Source organism: Streptomyces sp. NBC_01537, assembly GCF_045040445.1.
Classification (GTDB): domain Bacteria; phylum Actinomycetota; class Actinomycetes; order Streptomycetales; family Streptomycetaceae; genus Actinacidiphila.
Genome location: NZ_CP109392.1, coordinates 4,517,806 through 4,536,193, shown reverse-complemented (window position 1 = coordinate 4,536,193; position 18,388 = coordinate 4,517,806). Strand labels below are relative to the sequence as shown.

General features: G+C 68.7%; 20 protein-coding genes and 3 pseudogenes. 12 read left to right on the top strand and 11 right to left on the bottom strand.

Translation table 11 applies throughout. From position 1 onward, the window contains the following. Positions 1 to 48: 48 nt before the first annotated feature. The 3 genes from OG607_RS20795 to OG607_RS20785 form a co-directional block, all read right to left on the bottom strand. Entirely contained in the window at positions 49 to 276 is a 228-nt protein-coding gene (locus OG607_RS20795; protein WP_405725328.1) for a three-helix bundle dimerization domain-containing protein, read from the bottom strand. Between the two features lie 176 nt (positions 277 to 452). Further along, positions 453 to 827, bottom strand: coding sequence for an ATP-binding protein (locus OG607_RS20790; protein WP_405725325.1), 375 nt, complete (start codon positions 825 to 827; stop codon positions 453 to 455). Between the two features lie 96 nt (positions 828 to 923). Then, positions 924 to 1,274: a PRC-barrel domain-containing protein gene (locus OG607_RS20785; protein WP_405725322.1), complete on the bottom strand. Its 351-nt coding sequence runs from the start codon at positions 1,272 to 1,274 to the stop codon at positions 924 to 926. A gap of 884 nt (positions 1,275 to 2,158) precedes the next feature. Here OG607_RS20785 and OG607_RS20780 point away from each other — a divergent pair. Further along, positions 2,159 to 2,656: a hypothetical protein gene (locus OG607_RS20780; RefSeq protein ID WP_405725319.1), complete on the top strand. Its 498-nt coding sequence runs from the start codon at positions 2,159 to 2,161 to the stop codon at positions 2,654 to 2,656. Between the two features lie 261 nt (positions 2,657 to 2,917). On the opposite strand, the gene OG607_RS20775 is transcribed toward OG607_RS20780, so the two are convergent. The 3 genes from OG607_RS20775 to OG607_RS20765 all read right to left on the bottom strand — a co-directional run bounded on the left by OG607_RS20775 (position 2,918) and on the right by OG607_RS20765 (position 5,859). Continuing rightward, the gene (locus OG607_RS20775) at positions 2,918 to 3,667 is read right to left on the bottom strand and encodes a transposase family protein (RefSeq protein WP_405725304.1); all 750 of its coding nucleotides are present in this window, start codon (positions 3,665 to 3,667) and stop codon (positions 2,918 to 2,920) included. Between the two features lie 294 nt (positions 3,668 to 3,961). Beyond that, positions 3,962 to 4,612: a response regulator gene (locus OG607_RS20770; protein WP_405725316.1), complete on the bottom strand. Its 651-nt coding sequence runs from the start codon at positions 4,610 to 4,612 to the stop codon at positions 3,962 to 3,964. Continuing rightward, on the bottom strand, positions 4,600 to 5,859 hold the full coding sequence (locus tag OG607_RS20765; protein ID WP_405725313.1) for a histidine kinase: 1,260 nt from the start codon (positions 5,857 to 5,859) through the stop codon (positions 4,600 to 4,602). The genes OG607_RS20770 and OG607_RS20765 overlap by 13 nt, the downstream gene beginning before the upstream one ends. Before the next feature lie 134 nt (positions 5,860 to 5,993). Between OG607_RS20765 and OG607_RS20760 the strand changes: the two genes are divergently transcribed. From OG607_RS20760 to OG607_RS20750, 3 genes are read left to right on the top strand one after another with little or no spacing between them, the layout of a single operon-like run. Next, positions 5,994 to 6,509, top strand: a complete 516-nt coding sequence (locus OG607_RS20760) for a hypothetical protein (RefSeq protein WP_405725310.1) — start codon at positions 5,994 to 5,996, stop codon at positions 6,507 to 6,509. Positions 6,510 to 6,562: 53 nt separating this feature from the next. After that, positions 6,563 to 7,105, top strand: a complete 543-nt coding sequence (locus OG607_RS20755; RefSeq protein WP_405725307.1) for a methyltransferase domain-containing protein — start codon at positions 6,563 to 6,565, stop codon at positions 7,103 to 7,105. Positions 7,106 to 7,134: 29 nt separating this feature from the next. After that, the gene (locus OG607_RS20750) at positions 7,135 to 7,884 is read left to right on the top strand and encodes a transposase family protein (protein WP_405725304.1); all 750 of its coding nucleotides are present in this window, start codon (positions 7,135 to 7,137) and stop codon (positions 7,882 to 7,884) included. A 42-nt stretch (positions 7,885 to 7,926) separates the two neighbouring features. Here the strand turns inward: OG607_RS20750 and OG607_RS20745 are convergent. After that, a pseudogene (locus OG607_RS20745) lies at positions 7,927 to 8,094 on the bottom strand (cyanate hydratase); the annotation flags it as partial. Between the two features lie 74 nt (positions 8,095 to 8,168). Next, on the bottom strand, positions 8,169 to 8,792 hold the full coding sequence (locus OG607_RS20740) for a DJ-1/PfpI family protein (protein ID WP_405725301.1): 624 nt from the start codon (positions 8,790 to 8,792) through the stop codon (positions 8,169 to 8,171). Positions 8,793 to 8,891: 99 nt separating this feature from the next. Between OG607_RS20740 and OG607_RS20735 the strand changes: the two genes are divergently transcribed. Together OG607_RS20735 and OG607_RS20730 are read left to right on the top strand one after the other, a co-directional pair. Then, positions 8,892 to 10,229, top strand: a complete 1,338-nt coding sequence (locus OG607_RS20735; RefSeq protein ID WP_405725298.1) for a PLP-dependent aminotransferase family protein — start codon at positions 8,892 to 8,894, stop codon at positions 10,227 to 10,229. Then, positions 10,226 to 10,403, top strand: a pseudogene (locus OG607_RS20730) (TerD family protein); the annotation flags it as partial. The gene OG607_RS20735 and the pseudogene OG607_RS20730, both read left to right, overlap by 4 nt. A gap of 142 nt (positions 10,404 to 10,545) precedes the next feature. Here OG607_RS20730 and OG607_RS20725 read toward each other — a convergent pair. Further along, on the bottom strand, positions 10,546 to 10,974 hold the full coding sequence (locus OG607_RS20725) for a hypothetical protein (RefSeq protein ID WP_405725295.1): 429 nt from the start codon (positions 10,972 to 10,974) through the stop codon (positions 10,546 to 10,548). A 531-nt stretch (positions 10,975 to 11,505) separates the two neighbouring features. On the opposite strand from OG607_RS20725, the gene OG607_RS20720 reads away from it, so the two are divergent. Further along, a complete protein-coding gene (locus OG607_RS20720; protein ID WP_405736935.1) occupies positions 11,506 to 11,814 on the top strand; it encodes an SRPBCC family protein in 309 nt (102 codons plus the stop codon). A 100-nt stretch (positions 11,815 to 11,914) separates the two neighbouring features. Here OG607_RS20720 and OG607_RS20715 read toward each other — a convergent pair. Then, positions 11,915 to 12,127, bottom strand: a pseudogene (locus tag OG607_RS20715) (nucleotidyl transferase AbiEii/AbiGii toxin family protein); the annotation flags it as partial. After that, positions 12,124 to 12,471, bottom strand: coding sequence for a transcriptional regulator (locus tag OG607_RS20710; RefSeq protein WP_405725292.1), 348 nt, complete (start codon positions 12,469 to 12,471; stop codon positions 12,124 to 12,126). The pseudogene OG607_RS20715 and the gene OG607_RS20710, both read right to left, overlap by 4 nt. 612 nt (positions 12,472 to 13,083) lie before the next feature. On the opposite strand from OG607_RS20710, the gene OG607_RS20705 reads away from it, so the two are divergent. The 5 genes from OG607_RS20705 (at position 13,084) to OG607_RS20685 (ending at position 18,373) form a co-directional block, all read left to right on the top strand. Continuing rightward, a complete protein-coding gene (locus OG607_RS20705; protein ID WP_405725289.1) occupies positions 13,084 to 13,221 on the top strand; it encodes a hypothetical protein in 138 nt (45 codons plus the stop codon). Between the two features lie 226 nt (positions 13,222 to 13,447). Beyond that, positions 13,448 to 14,398 (top strand): aKG-HExxH-type peptide beta-hydroxylase, encoded by a 951-nt coding sequence (locus tag OG607_RS20700; protein ID WP_405725286.1) that lies wholly within the window; start codon positions 13,448 to 13,450, stop codon positions 14,396 to 14,398. Then, positions 14,395 to 15,579, top strand: coding sequence for a HesA/MoeB/ThiF family protein (locus tag OG607_RS20695; RefSeq protein WP_405725283.1), 1,185 nt, complete (start codon positions 14,395 to 14,397; stop codon positions 15,577 to 15,579). The genes OG607_RS20700 and OG607_RS20695 overlap by 4 nt, the downstream gene beginning before the upstream one ends. A gap of 119 nt (positions 15,580 to 15,698) precedes the next feature. Then, positions 15,699 to 16,994, top strand: a complete 1,296-nt coding sequence (locus OG607_RS20690; protein WP_405725280.1) for an MFS transporter — start codon at positions 15,699 to 15,701, stop codon at positions 16,992 to 16,994. Then, positions 16,991 to 18,373: a metallopeptidase TldD-related protein gene (locus OG607_RS20685; protein WP_405725277.1), complete on the top strand. Its 1,383-nt coding sequence runs from the start codon at positions 16,991 to 16,993 to the stop codon at positions 18,371 to 18,373. The genes OG607_RS20690 and OG607_RS20685 overlap by 4 nt, the downstream gene beginning before the upstream one ends. Positions 18,374 to 18,388: the final 15 nt, after the last annotated feature.

Below are 18,388 nucleotides of genomic sequence, written 5' to 3'. Positions count from 1 at the left end.
GGCTACGCCGCAGCCACGCTCAGCGACAAACGGATGCGGGACGTGGCGTCACTGGTCCCGAGGGGACTGACGGTGTTCTCCTGAGGCGTCGAGCGTGGTGCGGGCCTGGCGTTCGATGAAGATGGGCACGTAGTCGCGAATCCGGGACTCGAGGCGGTTGTCCCGGGCTGTCCTGACCGCTGCGTCAACCGTGGCCGGTTCGGTAGTGGTGTAGCAGGACTTCAGCCGCTCGGAGATCTGCTGGATGGCCTTGGTCTCGCTGTTCCTGGTGCGCATGACTGCTGCTCCTGCCGTGGATGTGCGACTCATGCGGGTCTGTGTCAAGCGTCGCACGGTTCGGGAGTCGCCGGGGCCCGAGCCGCCGTCGCACTTGGCGCGGCGCGACCGCAGGATATTGCGGATGCGCTTCGGCGCGGAGACGCGGATCCCGGCGACCCTGCGGGCCGGGATGCTCACGCGGGCGTGACGTCCGGCACCGGGCGCAGCCACATGGCGCGGATCGTCTTGCCGGCGGGATGCTCGGTGATCTCCACGCGTGAGGCGAGGGTGCGGACCACGTGCCATCCCAGGCCGCCACCGTCGTGGTGCACGCTGCGGGGACGGCAGGCCGGCAGGGTGTGGCTGGAGTCGTCGACGGCAACGGTGAGGCGGTCGGGGGATCCTTCCATGCTCAGCTGCCACCAACCGGTGGTGTGCCGGACGGCGTTGGTGACCAGCTCGGAGACGACCAGGATCACGGCGTCCAGGTCGGCCCATGGGCAGACCCGGGCCACGAACGCGGTCACGGCCCGGCGGGCCTGAGCCACAGTGCCGGTCAGAGAATCCATGATGACCATCCGCTCACCCTCCCTCCAGTCGGGCCCAGCGCGTGGCCGGCACCGGCGAACCCCGATGTCGGCCACCGCGTTCGTACGGAGCGCGGGTCAGGCGTGGGGCGTCCCGTAGTAGCCGGCGACCCGCTCGTGGTAGCCGGCGTCGCCGGTGTGCCTGTCCTTGTCGAACTCGGGGGAGTCCTTGATCTCCTCCTTGGTGCGGTCGACGTGGATCCTCTGCTCCGCGACGTCGATGGACGAGATCGTGCCGACGGGCAGCAGCACATGCTTGCCGAAGATCCACATGCCGGTGTCGACGACTATGTGCGCGGCGCCGACGTCCTCGGAGTGCTTGTCGACCTTGCCTATGCTGCCGTCCCTCGCCTCGACCTTGAATCCCGTCAGGTCCGTCCCTGCCTTGTGACCCGACTCTTCCTGATAATCCCACACGCCGTCGGTCATGAAAGCCCTTCCGTTGTGGTACGCGAATATCAAGAAAGCTGGCCCGATATTTCCGCGGGCATCGCTCGGTAGGTCGAATACCCCTCATCCTCCCGTGCACACTGTCTGTGCTTCGTTTTCGAGAATGACGGATCCGGGAAGGTGCGGATATGGGTGGCTGTCCGGCGGTCGTCTGCCCGGCCTGGGAAGAACCATGCGCCTGGAGAGAAGGAAATACCGCCGCATTATGCGAGGTGGGCAGATCTCGAAATCTGGAGTTTCCCGTCGGTCGGGGGACAACCGCGCGGGGAAAGTCCGCGACTACCGCAGGAGGTAGAGGAGGTGGCCCGTCAGTACGCCGCCCATTGGGGATCGGGTGGAGCTGCCCGCTCGTGGTGAGTAAGGTCTGGCAGCGGCCCGGCAGGAGTGACTCGACGGATCTGAGGATGGTTCGGGCGGTCGGGGTCTGGCACGACGAGGAAAGTCAGTTCTGTGGTCAACCGCGATGGGCGAGGTAGGTGTGGCGTGGTATCAGGAAGGCTCACCATTGGGCAGTCAGCCACAGGAAAGGCATTGCGATATTCGCAGGCTACGCGTCAATCGGAGTATGCACCTTCACCGCAGGCGTGGGATGCGCCATTGCGGGCGGAATAGCCTTTGGGGCATCTGTCTTTAAGGGCGGATACGGCAATGGTATATTTCAGCGCCACATCAGGCATAGGAAGTGGCGAAGATTCGCAAGGGGTCTCGCCATCGACTACGCATTCAATAAATTCCGTGGACTCCGCCACGGACTGACACGCGACATGGAATTGAGCAGGGTCCTCGAAGCGTATACTTCGAGGGCGTCACGCGGCATGGCAATGGATCGGTGACCGGTGATCATGCATCGTCAACTAGGTCCCTTGGAACTCGTCGCAGGCGAGTGGATCGTCGGTGATCCTTCAGGTCGCCAGAGCAGGTACCTGAAGCTCCAGGGGCAGGGCATCAGCTGCTGGGTGGGTGGAACGGAGACCGAAGTCATTCCCTGGTCTCGGTTCATGAACCTTCACCTATCGGTCCAGCCCAGTCGGCTTGGAAACTCAAAAGTACTCGCGAAGGTGACGGACATCGCCCTCGCCCTCACGGGAATCTTGCGTATCGGCGGAGGGGAAGCCTACCTTGCTGCGACGCTGCGCCATCCTTACGAGGACTGGAGCGCGGATTTTACGCACGCTGCCAGGAAGTATGACAGGCGTGAGATTCATCTGGCAGAAGAGTTCTTCAAGCAGGTAGTGGAATCCGGCCGTGCTACAAGGCTCGGCGACCCTCAGTGGGTCACCGAAATGGTCGAGAAAATCGCAAGCCTGCCGCCCTCCCCTCGGAATGCGAAAGCCGCCGTTGGGGAAATTGTACGGAGTTAGTCCCGAAATCCTTGTGGCGTAGTGCCAATGCGCGGCGCCAAACGTCAACGATGCATCCATAGCTGCCACGACTTCAGTCGTGCGACGCCGCGCTCAGCTGGTGCCCGCGCCGCGGACAACACCCGGAAAACCAACAGGGCTCCTGCGCAGGTGAGTTGAGACTTCGAACGCCTCCCTCAACGGCACGGGAGCCTCGTGCGTAGCGGACACCGACACCCTCCCCCGATCAGTGGCCGCACCGAAAAGGCTCAGTGAGCTTCTTCAGCGTTGCCGCTCCAGGGTGAGGACGGCTTTGGCGATTGACGTCATGCGGTTGGGGCTGCATCGGGATCTGCGGAAGATCCGCCAGGACTTCAGCCGTGCGACGCCGCGTTCGACCGGTGCCCGCGCCGCGGCCAGCGCCTCGTTGAGGGTCTTTTCGGTGGGGGTGAGTTCCTGCAGGGGCCTGCGCTTGATGCCGGTGGTCAGCCAGGGGCCGGCGCCCTGGTAGGCGAGATCGGCCAGGATGGGGACGCCCTGCCGCTCGCAGATGCGGATGATCTTGTGGGTGCGGGCGGCGGTCAGGTCGTGGGCTCGGCCCGGCAGCGCGGGTGGGAGCCACAGCAGCCGGCCGTCCGGATCGGTGACCACCTGCACGTTCACCCCGTGGCGGCGGTGCTTGGCCGAGTAGTCGGCCCGACTGTCGCGGACCCTGTCGCACTCGGCGAGCGTACCGTCCAGCAGGACGAACTCGGGATCTGCCTCGCGCAGGACCTTCAGCAGACCCGGCGCCCGTTCAGAAAGCAGGCCGATGACCGTGCTGGTGTAGGCGTGGGCGGTGGACTCGCTGATCCCGAACCCGGCAGCGATCTTCGCCAGGGTGGTGTGCTCTCGCAGATAGACCAGTGCCACCATCGCGCGCTGGGACGGGCGGAGCTTGCAGCGCCGATCACCCTCGCGGGTGACGATCAGCATGGTGACCCACTCCACGAGCCCGTGGGGCAGGTCGAGTGCGGCAGGATAGATAGCCAACGAGGCCCCCGAGCAGCGTGATTGAGACGTCAGACATCTCGATCAACAGCCCGGAGGCCTCGCCCGTTGCGGCTCACGGCCATCACCCGATCGGTGGCCACCTCGAAGAAGCCCACTGCGAATACACCAGCGCTGACCGGCCCCACCCATGCCTTGGCCCTGCGCACGACGGCCACCGCCTTCGACGCCCACCGCGGCAAAGCCTGGTGAAGAGCACGTGTCCGAAGGCGCCGCATTCCCCACCAATTGGCGATCAGCACCGTTGTCGACTGGGCATGCGGGCGTGATCGCGCACTATGCGGTCACAACGCCCAGGAAGCGCAGCACCGCCAGGACTCGGCGGTGGTCGGCGTCGGCCTTGGGCAGGTCGAGCTTGGTGAAGATGCTGTTGATGTGCTTGGCGACCGCGCTCTCGCTCACCACCAGCTCGGCGGCGACGCCGGAGTTGGACCGGCCGCCCGCCATCAGCTCCAGCACCTTCCGCTCGCGCGGCGTCAGCCGGTCGAGCGGATCGCTGTGCCGGCGCACCAGCAGCTGCGCGACGACCTGCGGGTCGAGCGCGGTGCCGCCGGCCGCCACCCGGCGTACCGCCTCGGCGAACTCCTCGACGTCGGCGACGCGTTGCTTGAGCAGATAGCCGACGCCCGAGGTGTTGGCGGCGAGCAGATCGGCCGCGTACCGCTCCTCCACGTACTGCGACAGCAGGAGCACGGCGGTACGCGGGTACTGGCGGCGGATCACCAGCGCGGCGCGCACTCCCTCGTCGGTGAAGCCGGGCGGCATGCGCACGTCGACCACGGCGATGTCGGGCTGGTGCTCCTCGACGGCCGCCAGCAGCCCTTCTGCGTCGGCGACTTGCGCGCACATCTCGAAGCCGGCCGCCTCCAGCACCTTGACCACGCCGATGCGCAGCAAGAGGGAATCCTCGGCGATCACGGCGCGCACGGCAGCTCCACGGTGATGACGGTCGGGCCCCCGGCGGGGCTGCGGCAGGAAAACGTGCCGTCGACGGACGCGACGCGCTTGGCGAGCCCGGCGAGCCCGGTGCCACCGCCGGCCGCCGCGAGATCCGCGCCGCCCGCGCCGTCGTCCGCGACGACCACCAGCAGTGTCTCCCCGATCCGCTCCACGGTCACGTCCGCCCGGGTCGCCTGGGCGTGTTTGACCACGTTCGTCAGGGCTTCGGAGACCACGAAGTACGCGACGGCCTCGACCGTGGGTGAGGGGCGCTGCGGCAGGTCCACCGCCACGCGCACCGGGATCGGGAGGCGGGCGGCGACCCCGGACAGCGCGGCGTCGAGGCCGCGGTCCTCAAGGACGGCCGGATGCAGGCCGCGCACCAGGTTGTTCAGCTCGGCGATCGCCTCCTTCGCCTCGCGGTGCGCCTCGTCGATCACCTTGCGGGCGTCCTCCGGCAGGTCGCCGAGGGTGGACCTGGCCAGGCCCAGGTTGACGGCGAGTGAGACGAGGCGCTGCTGTGCGCCGTCGTGCAGGTCGCGCTCGATCCGCCGCCGCTCGGCGTCGGCGGCGTCGAGCACACCGGCCCGGCTCTCGGCGAGGTCGGCTACCCGGCGGGCCAGCTTCTCCGTGCGGCTGGGGCCGAGCAGGACCTCGGCCGCCCGGGTGTCCAGCCGCACCAGAGCGCCGGTCAGCCGGGGCCCGAGGAACAGCAGGGCGAGGCCGCCAGCGGTGATGTACGCGGCCTGCGTGGTGTACCCGAGGTCGGTGACCCGCCACTGCGGGGGCAGCGCCCAGATCCACACGTAGATGGAGGCGGCCACGAGAGCGGCGGCCCAGACGGCGAGGACGGCGAGGTCCAGGACGGCGAGCAGCGGACCCGCCACGGCGTGGTAGCAGACCTGCCGCCACAAGGCCCGGCCGGTCAGCCGGCGCACCGCCGACTTCCAGTTGCGTCCCGGCCCGGGTACGGCGGGGCGCGGGAGGTCCTTGCCGACGAGCGCCCGGTAGCGCCGCCGCTGCCCGACGGTCAGCAGGGGTGTCACCACGAGCGTGAGCAGCACGGGCAGCGGAGTCACGGCCGGCACCAACGCCGCCATCGTGCCGAGCAGCCAGAGCCACAGTGGCACCACGGCGAGGTGGAGCGGCAGGCCGGCGGCGACGAGCGCGGTCCGGTGTCCCGCCCTGCGGAACGGCCGGCCCAGCACCAGCTGCAGCCACGTCGTGAGTTGCATGCGTCAAACGGTAAGCCGCAGGCCATCCCCGTGCCATGACGCTCCCGCCCGGTTCGGGGGTGCACTTATCTCCACCCCGGGTCGGAACCCTGCGTGACTGACGGCGCCCCCGTGTGCGGCGGAGGGTGGAGCACGTGAAGGGGAGAGCCGGCGGGGAGCGGGGGAAGACGATGCGTCAACTGGTGTTGCGCAATGACGAATTGGCCGGTGCCGAGGGCTTCGACCGCGCCGAGGTCATCCCGCTCCACGAAGAGGCGGAGGAGCCGCGCCCGGCGCGGGGCATGCGGCGGGCCGGGTGGCTGCTGGTCGCCTGCGGGCTCGCCCTGCTGCCGTGGCTGTACGTGCTGGCCACCGGCCTGCCGGCCACCGCGACCGCGGCGCACTGGCCAGTCGCCTGGGTCGGGCTCGACGCGCTGGAGGCGCTCGGCCTGATCGCCACCGGCCTCCTCGCCGCCCGCGGCGACCGGCGGCACGCCCTGGCAGCCGCCGCGACCGCGACGCTGCTTGTGGTGGACGCCTGGTTCGACACCACGACCGCGGCCCCGGGCGGCGACTTCGCCACCGCGGTCGCCATGGCGCTCGGCGCCGAGCTGCCGCTCGCCGCGCTGTGCGGCCGGCTGGCGCTGCGGACGCTGAGCCGGCCCGCGTGACGCCGACCGCCCGACTACGTACCACGGACCGAATCGATCCACCGGAGAACACCATGCACCGCATCACCACCGCCCCCGTCGCCCCGATCCCGGCCCGGACCCGCTGGGCGGTCGCCGCCGGCGCGGGCGCCGCGTTGGCCGCCGCCTGGTGGCTGGGCGACACAGCGCCCTATCCGTACGCCCAACGCGGCCTGCTCGACGTGCCGTTGCCGTTCCTGACCGCCGGCAGGATGGACGCCGTACTGCGGCCGCGACCGGGGGAGCGGATGCTGAAGATCGGCCCGGGGACCGGCCTGCAGTCGCTGCACGTCGCCCCGCAGCTCGGGCCGGAGGGACGGCTCGATGTGCTCGACATCCAGCAGGAGATGCTCGACCATGTGATGTGCCGCGCCGAGCGCGACGGCCTGGCGACGATCACGCCCACCCGCTCGGACGCACGTGAACTGCCCTACGCCGACGGGACCGAGTCGAGGATTGCCTCATCACGAGTCACCCGGCGGACGATAGCAGTGGGCTTCTTCGAGGTGGCCACCGATCGGGTGATGGCCGTGAGCCGCAACGGGCGAGGCCTCCGGGCTGTTGATCGAGATGTCTGACGTCTCAATCACGCTGCTCGGGGGCCTCGTTGGCTATCTATCCTGCCGCACTCGACCTGCCCCACGGGCTCGTGGAGTGGGTCACCATGCTGATCGTCACCCGCGAGGGTGATCGGCGCTGCAAGCTCCGCCCGTCCCAGCGCGCGATGGTGGCACTGGTCTATCTGCGAGAGCACACCACCCTGGCGAAGATCGCTGCCGGGTTCGGGATCAGCGAGTCCACCGCCCACGCCTACACCAGCACGGTCATCGGCCTGCTTTCTGAACGGGCGCCGGGTCTGCTGAAGGTCCTGCGCGAGGCAGATCCCGAGTTCGTCCTGCTGGACGGTACGCTCGCCGAGTGCGACAGGGTCCGCGACAGTCGGGCCGACTACTCGGCCAAGCACCGCCGCCACGGGGTGAACGTGCAGGTGGTCACCGATCCGGACGGCCGGCTGCTGTGGCTCCCACCCGCGCTGCCGGGCCGAGCCCACGACCTGACCGCCGCCCGCACCCACAAGATCATCCGCATCTGCGAGCGGCAGGGCGTCCCCATCCTGGCCGATCTCGCCTACCAGGGCGCCGGCCCCTGGCTGACCACCGGCATCAAGCGCAGGCCCCTGCAGGAACTCACCCCCACCGAAAAGACCCTCAACGAGGCGCTGGCCGCGGCGCGGGCACCGGTCGAACGCGGCGTCGCACGGCTGAAGTCCTGGCGGATCTTCCGCAGATCCCGATGCAGCCCCAACCGCATGACGTCAATCGCCAAAGCCGTCCTCACCCTGGAGCGGCAACGCTGAAGAAGCTCACTGGGCCAGTTGTAGGGCAGAAGCCCCGTCGTGGGCCGCGCGCCCGATGTCCAGCTTGAAGTTGATCGCGCTCGTGATCCCGTCGCCGAACTGCTCGTGGATCAGCTCTTTCAAAGCCGGGCCATAGACCTGCAGCGCCTCACAGAGGCGGTAGATCGTCGGATCGGTCGGTATCCCGGTGGGAAGCCCGCCGCGGTACGGAACGGCCGCGAGCGACCGGCCGGCCTCCGGGGGCGTGGCTTCCTGGCCGGTCGCCGCTTGCGACTGGTGGTTTTTCAGACGAGCGTCGGTGTGGGAGCGGGCAGGTAGGGGGTGATGTTGCGCCAGGCGCGCTCGATGTATTCCTCCTTCTCGCCGACCGGGGCGACATAGTGCAGCGCGCTTTCGGCGGCGTCGTTGCCCTCGAGGCGGGCGATGATCCAGGCGGCGAGGTAGTGCGAGGCCAGGCAGCCGCCGGCGGTGGCGATGTTCTCCTTGGCGTAGAAGGGCTGGTTGAGTACCTCGACGCCGGCGGCGACGACCCAGGGCTTGGTGATCAGGTCGGTGCAGGCGGGGATGTCGTTGAGCAGGCCGAGCTTGGCCAGTACGAGCGCGCCGGAGCACTGTGCCGCGATGAGCTGGCGTGAGGGGTCCAGGCGGCGCAGGGTGTTCATGATCGCAGGGTCTTCGACGACCTCGCGGGTGGCGATGCCACTGCCGACGATGACGGCGTCAGCGGCGCACGCCTCCTCAAGGGTGGACATCTGTTCGATGACCACCCCGTTCATCGACGTCACCTTGGGGCTGGGGGTGGCGATGGTGACGCGCCAGTCGTCGGTCCTGATGCGGTTGAGCACACCGAGCGCGATCAGGGAGTCGAGCTCGTTGTAGCCCTCGAAGGTGAGGATGGCGATGTGCACGGCGGCTGTCCTTCCGCGTGGGTGGATGGGTGGTGGGTCTTGACGGTAAGGACCCACGAACAGGACAGTCAAAGAATTGTCATGCGTACAATTCGGCGCATGGCAGCCTCGCGGTACAAAATCCTGGTCGACGCGCTCGCATCCGACATCCGGACCGGGCGGCTCGCCGCGGGCGTGCGGCTGCCGACACACCGCGGGCTCGCCGCCCGTGAGGGCATCGCCGTGGTGACCGCGACCCGGGTGTACGCCGAGCTGGAAACGATGGGCCTGGTGAGCCGGGAACAGGGCCGCGGGACGTTCGTGCGTGACATCGCGGTTCCCGCCGGTCACGGCATCGATCAGCAGGTCGTCGCCACGGACGCGGTCGACCTCAACTTCAACTATCCGTCGCTGCCCGGGCAAGCCGATCTCCTTCGGCAGGCCCTGCGAGAGCTGGCCACCTCCGGTGATATCGACTCGCTGCTGCGCTACCAGCCACATCGGGGGCGTCCCCAGGACAGAGCCTCGATCGCACGGCACCTGAGGCGCCGGGGAATCACCACTGACGCGGACCGGATCCTCATCGTCAACGGTGCGCAGCACGGCCTGGCCATCACCGTCATGGCCTCGCTCAACGCCGGCGACGTCGTCGCGGTCGACGCACTCACCTACCCGGGCTTCAAGGTGCTCGCGCATGCCTTTCATCTCGACCTGGAGCCCATTCCCGTAACCGCAAACGGGCCCAATCTCGATGCCCTCGAGAAGCTGTGCGCGACCCGCCCTGTGCGCGCGATCTACACCATGCCCACCTTGCACAACCCTCTGGGCTGGGTCATGCCGGCAACCGACCGAACCCGCCTGATCAAGATCGCCCGAGAGCACGGTCCGCTCATCATCGAAGACGCCTCCTACGCCTACCTGGTCGAGGACCCTCCCCCGCCTCTGGCCGCGACCGCGCCGGACATCACCGTCTACGTCTCAGGACTGTCCAAGAGCATCGCCACCGGCCTCCGGGTCGGCTTCGTCGTCGCCCCGCCATCCGCGGTGCCCTCGCTCGAACGCGCGATCCGGGCGACCACCTGGAACACCCCGGCCCTCACCACCGCGATCGCCTGCCGCTGGCTCGATGACGGCACGGTGGACCACTTGGAAGCGCAGAAACGAGACGACGCCAAGGCCCGCCAAGCACTCGCCGGACAAGAGCTGGCAGGCCTACCACTCATCAGCCACCCCTCCTCCTACTTCACCTGGCTGCCGCTGCCCGACGACGCACGCGCCGACCGCCTGACCGCCACCCTCGCCCGTCAGCACATCTCGGTAACCACGGCCGAGCCGTTCACCACCTCGATGCACACACCGCAGGCGATCCGCCTCGCTCTGGGCTCGACCGATCTGGACAGCCTCCGGCCGACGCTGCGTACAGTGCGACGAGTCGCCGTCGAGGACGCCTACGCCTGAACTCCCCTCGATCAGCCGATTCCTGCCCGCACCGGCGTCTCAGCGAGGACACCGCTTCGGTGGTCTGAGCCTGTCGTGGAGCAGCGCGGCGGGAGACGGGGATGCGGATGTGTCCGTCCTGCTGCTGGACCTGACGGGAAGGTGCGCAGCGACGCGGACTTCTTCTTCTACAACAAGGGGGACCGACGAAATGCGGCTGCGGAGGTGACGGAATGCGCCGAGCGGGGGTAGCGGGCCGGGTGGCCGCCGCGTTTGTGGCACGCTGGCTGGCCACTCTGGGCGTCGCAGTTGGCCGGCCCAACGAACCCGTTGCTGGTCAGCAGTTGATGGGGGGATTACCGGAAGCGACTCTGCAGAAGTCCGACCCGAGTCCGCCGTCGACAATGCCGGCGTTCGGGCCGACAAAGATGAAGTCGCCGTCGGCGCCGCCCAGGATCCTGCCGGTCGCCGTGGTACCGGCGTTGGCCGTGATGGAGTCGCCGCCGGCGCCGCCGTCGACGGTGCCGGCAACGATGCCGTTGATGACGATGTAGTCGCTCCCGCCCAAGCCGCCGACGCTATCGCCCACGGCAAGGGCGCCGCAGCTGATGTAGTCGGGGCCGGCAGTACCGGTGACGGTCGTACCGGACACGGGCCGGCCGTTGACCGTACATGAAGTCAGGGCTTGTGCAGGCGTCGCGGTCAGGGCGAGGGGAGCGGCCACGAGGGTGGCGGTGCAGAGCGTGCGTATCGCGTGTCTGATCATGTAATGAGTGGTTCACGGTGACTTCATGATCGCAATTCTGCACCATCGGTGACTCTGCCGTCCGGGGTGGTTTGCCGCCCGGACGGGCCACCGAGGCTGACGGTCGGATGATCGGGTTTGCGGCTGGTGTCCGAGGCAGGAGTCCGGGGCCCATCCCGCAGGTTCCCTCGGTAGCCCCACCACGGGGGACCGACGAAATGCGGAAATGGCGCCTGCCCGGTGCGCAGGTACGGAAATCTGGTGCCCGTGGCAAATGGTCGGCACAGGTATAATTCTGGTGATCGCGGTCCTGTTGCCGAGCATTGATGGGCCAGTGTCTTCGCTCTCGCCGGATCCGGTGCCATCCGCCTCATTCTGAGTCAACTGGGCGGAGACTGATTCCCATGCTTGGCCGTTGGTATCCGCTCACCGAAAGCGGAGATGCATTTCTGAAGTCCGCGCCCTTCCGCTATGTGCACTCGGTCGAGACCGCGGCCCCTGCTGAGCGCCTCTGGGTAATCGTGGGATTCACTGCCGCCGTTGACCGGTACGGTGCGTGACGTCACGCTGCTGAGAGTGCTCACCGCCCGTGAACGGTTCTTCCGCTGGGATGACGGAAAGCGTTGTACGTACGCCGCCGTCGAGGCGTCCCTTCCCGGTCTGCGCCGTGTGGCGGAGGACTGGATCGTCGAACCCACCCCTGGCGGCTCGCGACTCACCTGGACCCTGGCCATCGAGCCCGTCACGCCGGCCAGCCATTGCTGTGGGCAGGCAGCCCCGATGATCAATCTCATGAAACAGCACGTCATGCGCGTCGTACGAGTCCATGCGGGAAGCCGAGGCACCACTTCCGGAGCCTGACGGGCACCTGGCGTCCAGGTCTGTGGTCGGAACCACATTGCCCGGTAAGGCCGCCGACGTACGATATGGCACACGCCGCGGCGGGTGGCGTTCGCTCGTACCAGCCAGCCGAGCTTTCCAGGCCGGTCCGGACGGTGGCGGCGATGTCTGCCATGGGGTCGGGGTTCTCGGTGGCGACGTCGAGATCACGGCTGAGCCGGCTGACCAGGCCGTGGGCTTGTACGGCGTAGCCCCCGGTGAGTGCGAGCGGGTAGTCCCCGCCGACGGCGAGTACGTCGGCCAGCAGGCGGCGGTGCAGGTCGGTGAGGTTCACGCGGCAGGCCGGGCGGCGGAGGCCGGCTCGGGGAAGGCGTCCTCCCAGACGTCGCGGAGGTCGCGGCTGATCAGCGTACGGAGTACGGGCCACAGGCTGATGAGCAGGCTGTGGTTGAGGTAGCGCACCAGGTCGCCGTGCATGCCTTCGGCCAGGACGATGCGGTAGTAGCTCATCCGCAGCCGGGGCTGGTCGAGGTCGAACCGGGTCAGGCCGGACCACGCCAGGTGGACGGGGAGCGCGACCGTACCGTGGGCGGGGCCCGCGAGCTCGGCCAGCTCTGCGGGCTGCCGTCGGGCGTACCTGTCGCGGCGCAGCTCCGAGATGCCGGGCGTTGATGACATGCCGCGATTATCCCCGGCCTGCCATGTCGTGGCTAAGGCGCACTTCGCGTGTACGCAATGTGGTCAGAGCGTCACGCGAACGGCTGGGGGGCTTGCATGCACCGGGGCGACGTACGCCAGCCCCGGCTACGAGCGGCGGCGGGTGTTACGCGGCCGTCGCGGGCACTCTGGCCCGGACCCCATGGATGGCTGTGTCAGGGGCTCCTTCAATACCCAAGCCTGGGTGCAATTCGCGACATAGTCCAATGCTCCAGTGTGAATTCATGTGGTGCAGGGCGCTTGAAATGTACCTAGCCATGTGGGCGCCTGCGGCTATCCACGGTCAATGGGGGGCAATTCGTGGCCTCTTGGGCCCGGATCCCGCACCATCTGGCACGGGTCTGGCGCGAGAGCCTGCAGGAGGCCTGGACAACAAACAAGCCTCAGGCCTCTGACCTGGGGCGGGTGCCTCGGCTTCCGTGCGGGGTCGGCGGCGAGGAGCAGCGAGACGGAAAAGCATTCATCAAGCGAGCCACTTGTCAAGTCGTGTTCTCACACGACTACTCGGCACCTGCGGCTGTATTGGATTATTTCATCAAGCCCGAACGGCGGGCCCCGATAAAGGAGCAGAAAATGGCTGAGAACAACGAGACCCAGGTCGCCCAGATCCAGGACCAGGTCGAGACGAAGGTCGCTGCGGACCTCGACGTCGAGATCGAGCTCGAGACGGCGGAGACCTCCTTCACCTACACCGAGCCGCGCCTCGCCTGAGCATTCAGCTGTTGAACGGCAGCGGTCGCCGTCCCCGGTGGCGCGACCACCAGGGGACGGGCTCGCTCAGAGCGTGAACGGAGCCCGGCTCCGGCACAGGCCGCACGTCTGAGAGCTGCCCGAGGTGCGGGCAGCAGCCCCGGGGCGGGACCTGACACAAGGTCCCGCCCCAGCTCGTCGCAGACCAAGACGGGATCGGAGAGAAGAAAGCCGAGAAGGAGGACCAGTGAAGGCGATACCCGCTGATCTTGCCGAGCAAGTGCGCTCGGTCGGTATCGACACGGGCGCGACCGGGAGGCTCGCTGCGACCTACCACCGCAGCCTCGCCCGCCGAGCCGTGAACCAGATCGAGGAGGCCCAGCGGCTGCACATGGACGACCTCGTCCGTCACACCCGACGGCTCGCGCCGGCCACCGTGTACTCCGTGTACAAGGGCACCCCCGGCACTGATCCCGCCGAGACCGCCCGTCGGCTCCAGGCCGCTGCCGAACTCGCGCCGACCGCGGTGTACGACGGCCCTCACGACCCGCTGTGGCTGCGCGACGGACTCCAGGAAGTCCTGCGCTCGCTGAACTGGGGCGAGGAAGAAGTCGGGACCGTTGTCACCGAGCTTCCCCACCAGGTGAGCACCGCGCTGGAACTGGCCCGTCAGGCGCTTCGCGTCTCCTGGCCCCAGGCATGGGCCGAGCACAACACGCTGGTGCACTATCTCGTGTTCGCTCAGGGCCCCCTGCGCTCGGCCACCATCCAGAGCACCTTCGGCGTCGTGTACGCCGAGGTGGAGGAAGCCGCCGACCCCCTGCGCATGTACGAGCTGCTCCTGCACGAATCCGCACACCACGCACTGGCTCTGCGCGAGCAGTTCACGCGCTTCCTCGACAACCCCGACACCATCGGCACCCATGCGCTGCGCCCGGACCCGCGGCCGCTGCGCGGGGTCCTGCATGCCGCGTTCGTCATGTGCCGCATGGCCGAGGGCATCAGCCGGTACCGGCAGAGCCACCCCTCCGGCGGCCCACTGGACGGATGCCCGCTGGCGGAACGAGGGAAGTTCGCCATGGACTCCCTGCGCGAGGCGCTGAACGTCCTGGACGAGTCCGCGCAATGGACTGACGACGGACGTGCCCTTCGCATGGCGATGGAGATGTGCGCCGAGCGTCAGGGCGTGCGGTCATGACAGCGACGACCACCGCTCCAGCCACGGGTCCGCGCTTCGGCGTCAGCGGACGCACCACGGCAGACCGCACGATCGACCCCGGCCAACCCGGACAGCGCTGGCAGTTCAGCACGCAGTGGGAGATGCTCGAACTGGCTGACGGGTCCCTGTTCTTCGACAGCGTCTACGCTGACCACCGCGTCATCGCCGCACCACCCCCGGTGCTGCGCCAGATCCTGCTGCTGATCGAAGAGAGCAAACCGGCGCTGGAGACCGTGGCCGGACACATCGCCGGTGCCGCGGACGCCGCGACGGTCACCCGTATTGAACGGCTCCTGGAACCCTTGGTCAAAGCCGGCATTCTCGTGCCGCTGCGCGACGGCGACCGCCCCGAATGGGCGGACGACGCCCTGGTGGAGCGGTTCTCCACACAGCTCGAGTGGCTGGGCACCCTTTCCGCCGGGTCCCAGGGCCACTGGGACTACTTCGGCCGCCTGCGCCAGGCGCACGTCGCGGTGATCGGCCTCGGTGGGGCGGGAAGCCTGCTGGCCCAGGCGCTGACGGCCGTGGGGGTCGGCAGTCTGACTCTCGTGGACGGCGACACCGTCGAGAACTCCAACCTGGTGCGGCAGATCCTCTACAGCCCCGACCAGGCCGGCCGCGGGAAGGCCGACTCGCTGGCCGAGCAGCTGCGGCGGTTCTCCCCCTACACCCGCTATCAGGTGCTGCCCAAGTACGTCAGCAGCCAAAGCGACGTGCAGCACTGCATCGAAGGGGCCGACTTCGTCGCCGTCTGTGCGGACGCCCCCCGGTTCGTGCTCAACCGCTGGATTGACGCGGCCTGCAAGGCGGACGCAACACCGTACCTCGGCGCGTTCGCCGGGGCGGTCGGGCCGATGTACCGCCCGGGGTCATCCGGGTGCTTCGGCTGCCTTGAGCACCAGTTCCGCAGTGAACTGGGCGACCGCCATGACCTGCTGGTCAATGCGCTGGCTGCCAAGAAGGCGTGGCGCTATCCGGCGTTCGTCTCCGGGCCGCTCACCGTTGCGCAGCTGATGACAACGGAGATAGTGCTGCATCTGACCGGAGCGGCGAAACCGTCCTCCGCCGGCGGGATCCTGCGCTTCCAGCACCCGCACACCGTGCTGGAGCCCTTTACCGGACATCCCGACTGCGACTGCTCGGCGTCGCCGAGCCAGTGATGCGGGATCGGAGCCCGGCGCACCGAAAGCCCCCGTCAGACCTGGCTGTCCGAAGCCGGCCCGTTCGCCGTTGACACAAGTGCGCCGGCAACGGCCACCAGGAAGCAGAGCGAGGTCGTATGAAAACCGCCCTGAAGAACTACAAGGACATCGCACACCTTCCCGACGTCCGGCGCCTGCTGGCCGCGGACGCGATCTCGAAAGGTGGCGACTGGATCCTCTACGTCGCGATGAGCGCCCTGGTCTTCCAGTCAGGAGGGGCGAGCACCCTCGCGCTGTTCACCGCGCTGCGCATCGTGGTGCCGTTCGTCCTGGGGCCCTGGGCGGGGCGCTGGGGAACGGCACTGCCCCCGCGCACGCTCATGGTCTGCGCCGATGTGGCCCGGGCGCTGCTGTTGTTGTTGGCAGCCGCGGCCGCCGGCACCGGGCAGTCGGTATGGGTGCTGGTGGCTCTCGTCGTGGGCTGCGCGATCCTGTCCGCGTTCCACGCGCCGGCGGAGCGCCGCTTCCAGCGTGATGCCGTCGACGCCGACCAGCGGGCGAGCTTCAACGCCGTGCTCGGGGCTACTGGCACCACCGTCATCGTGGTGGCTCCCGCGTTCGGTGGGCTGTTGACGACCACGGTCGGCAACGTCGGCGCGCTCATCGCGGATGCCGTGAGCTTCCTGGTCTCGGCTGTGTTCGTAACCGCAGTCCGCAGGCCTGCGGCCGTCTCGGCCACCGAGTCCCCGGCGCAGGAGCCGGCCGCAGCGGCCGCCGGCATACGCAAGGGGGCCCTGGCCACCGCCCTGCGCGCCATGAAGAAGGACCCCGTCGTCATGGCCTGCGTGGTGACGCAGGCCGTGGCCTGCACCGTTGCCGGCGCCTCCCTGGTTCTCGTGCCGATGCTCGGCAGCCGACTCGACGCCGGAGCAGGAGCGATCGGATGGCTGACGGCCGCGATCGGCGCCGGTTCCGTGACGGGCGTCCTCATCGGGGGCAGTGTCGCGCGGCAGGGCCGGCTGCTGCTGTGCGTGGCCAGCATCATCGCCATGGGCCTGATCCTGGGCCTGATGGGATCCAGTCCCAACCTGCTCGCCGCCCTCGTGTGTGCTGCCGCGGTCGGCACCGCCGCGAACATCCCCGAGCCGATGTACTGGACCTCCTACGGCGACCGCGTGAGTGAGGCCGACTCCAGCTCCTTCTATGGACTGGTCGAATCGTCCATCACCGGAGGCTTCGCCCTGGGCGGGGTTATCCTCAGTGCGGTGGTCGCCGCCATGGGAACCACCACCGGGACATGGATCCTTGGCGCCACAGGCAGCGTGCTGGCCACCGTCGCGCTCGTTCCCGCCCTGCGGCACCACCGGGCACGCGGCACCCGCACCATGAGCCCGCCGTTGGTGAACGCCGGTGCCGTGGAGCAGATCTCGTGACCAGCGCACTGGAACAGGCCGGCGGTGACGCTGCGGCCATGGTGTCCGAGGGCGACGTGGGCTGCGTCCTGGTCCGCAGCCAGCGCCGTGCCGCCGCGGTGGGTGGCCGCTGCGAGGGCCCCACCCAGGCTCGACGGCTCGCGGAGCACGCCGAGCAAACCACTGCCGCGCTCCTGCTCGGCGGGGCGGCACGCGACGAGCAACCGGCCCGGTACGCGGCTGTCACCGGATGCGGAACCCAGTCGGTGCACCGCGCAGCCCGCCTTGCAGCCGAGCGGTCCGGGGGCCACTGGCGGGGCGCTCCCAGCGCGGCAGACGAGCACCGGCTTGTCGACACGCCGTCCATGGACCGGGACCCCGCCGAGATCATCAAGGAGATCGTCGGCCACATGCCCCGCGCGGACTCGCTGGAGATCTCCGCCGAGGCTCACACCGCGGTGGAGAACAGGCTGTTCGTCCCCGCACACGGATCGCCTGTCCGCGAGACGCTGCACACCGGCGCGGCGGTGGTCGACGTCCTCCACGCGGGAGTGCGGGTGGCGGAGGCGGACCTGGCTTGGAGCGGCAGAGCCCTCCCGAACCTCGGCAAGCTCGCGGAACGTGTGGAGCAGGCCCTTCACCGGGCCCGCGCTCCGCACCGGCCGGTTCCTGCGCAGATACAGATGCTGCTGCTCGACGGCAGCGCCGGCGCATTCCTGCACGAGGTGTGCGGCCACCTGCTGGAAAGCACCCGGCAACGTCCCTCGCTGCTCGCGGAGCACGAAGCACGCCACGTGGCGCACCACTGCCTGAGTGTCGACGACGACCCCCGCCACCCCGCGGGCTTCGGAACGCACCAGTACACGATGCTCGGCACACCGGCACGCCGCCGCGCCCTGCTCACGGATGGACGCCTGACCGGTCTGCTGAAGGACACCTCTGACGGGCCGTGGCGCGCCGAGAACGCCCGTCACCGGCCCCAGCCGCGCATGAGCCACCTGACACTGGCACCCGCACCGAACTTCGAGCCCCTGGACGAAGCCATCGGTGACGCACGCGTCCCCGTGGTCCACGTGCACCGCCTCGGGTTCGGGTCCTTGGACCACCGCGATGGAACCGTCGTCCTCGAAGTCAAGGACGCCACCCTTCACGAGGGCTCCAGGGGACATCGCCTTCAGCCGTTCCTGGTCACCGCGGAGGCCCGCCAAGTGCTGAGAGATATCAGGGCCGTGGGGTGTGCGGCGAGCGTGCAGACGTGGTCGGCGTACTGCCTGGCGACTTCCGGCAGCCTCCCTGTCGGGGCGAGCGTGCCCTCCCTCCTCACCGGTCCGATGGCGACACTTCCTCACCGCCCACTCGCCCCGCCGCGCACCGCTGTCCCCACTTCCCGCAGCCGGTGACACCCCGGACATGAC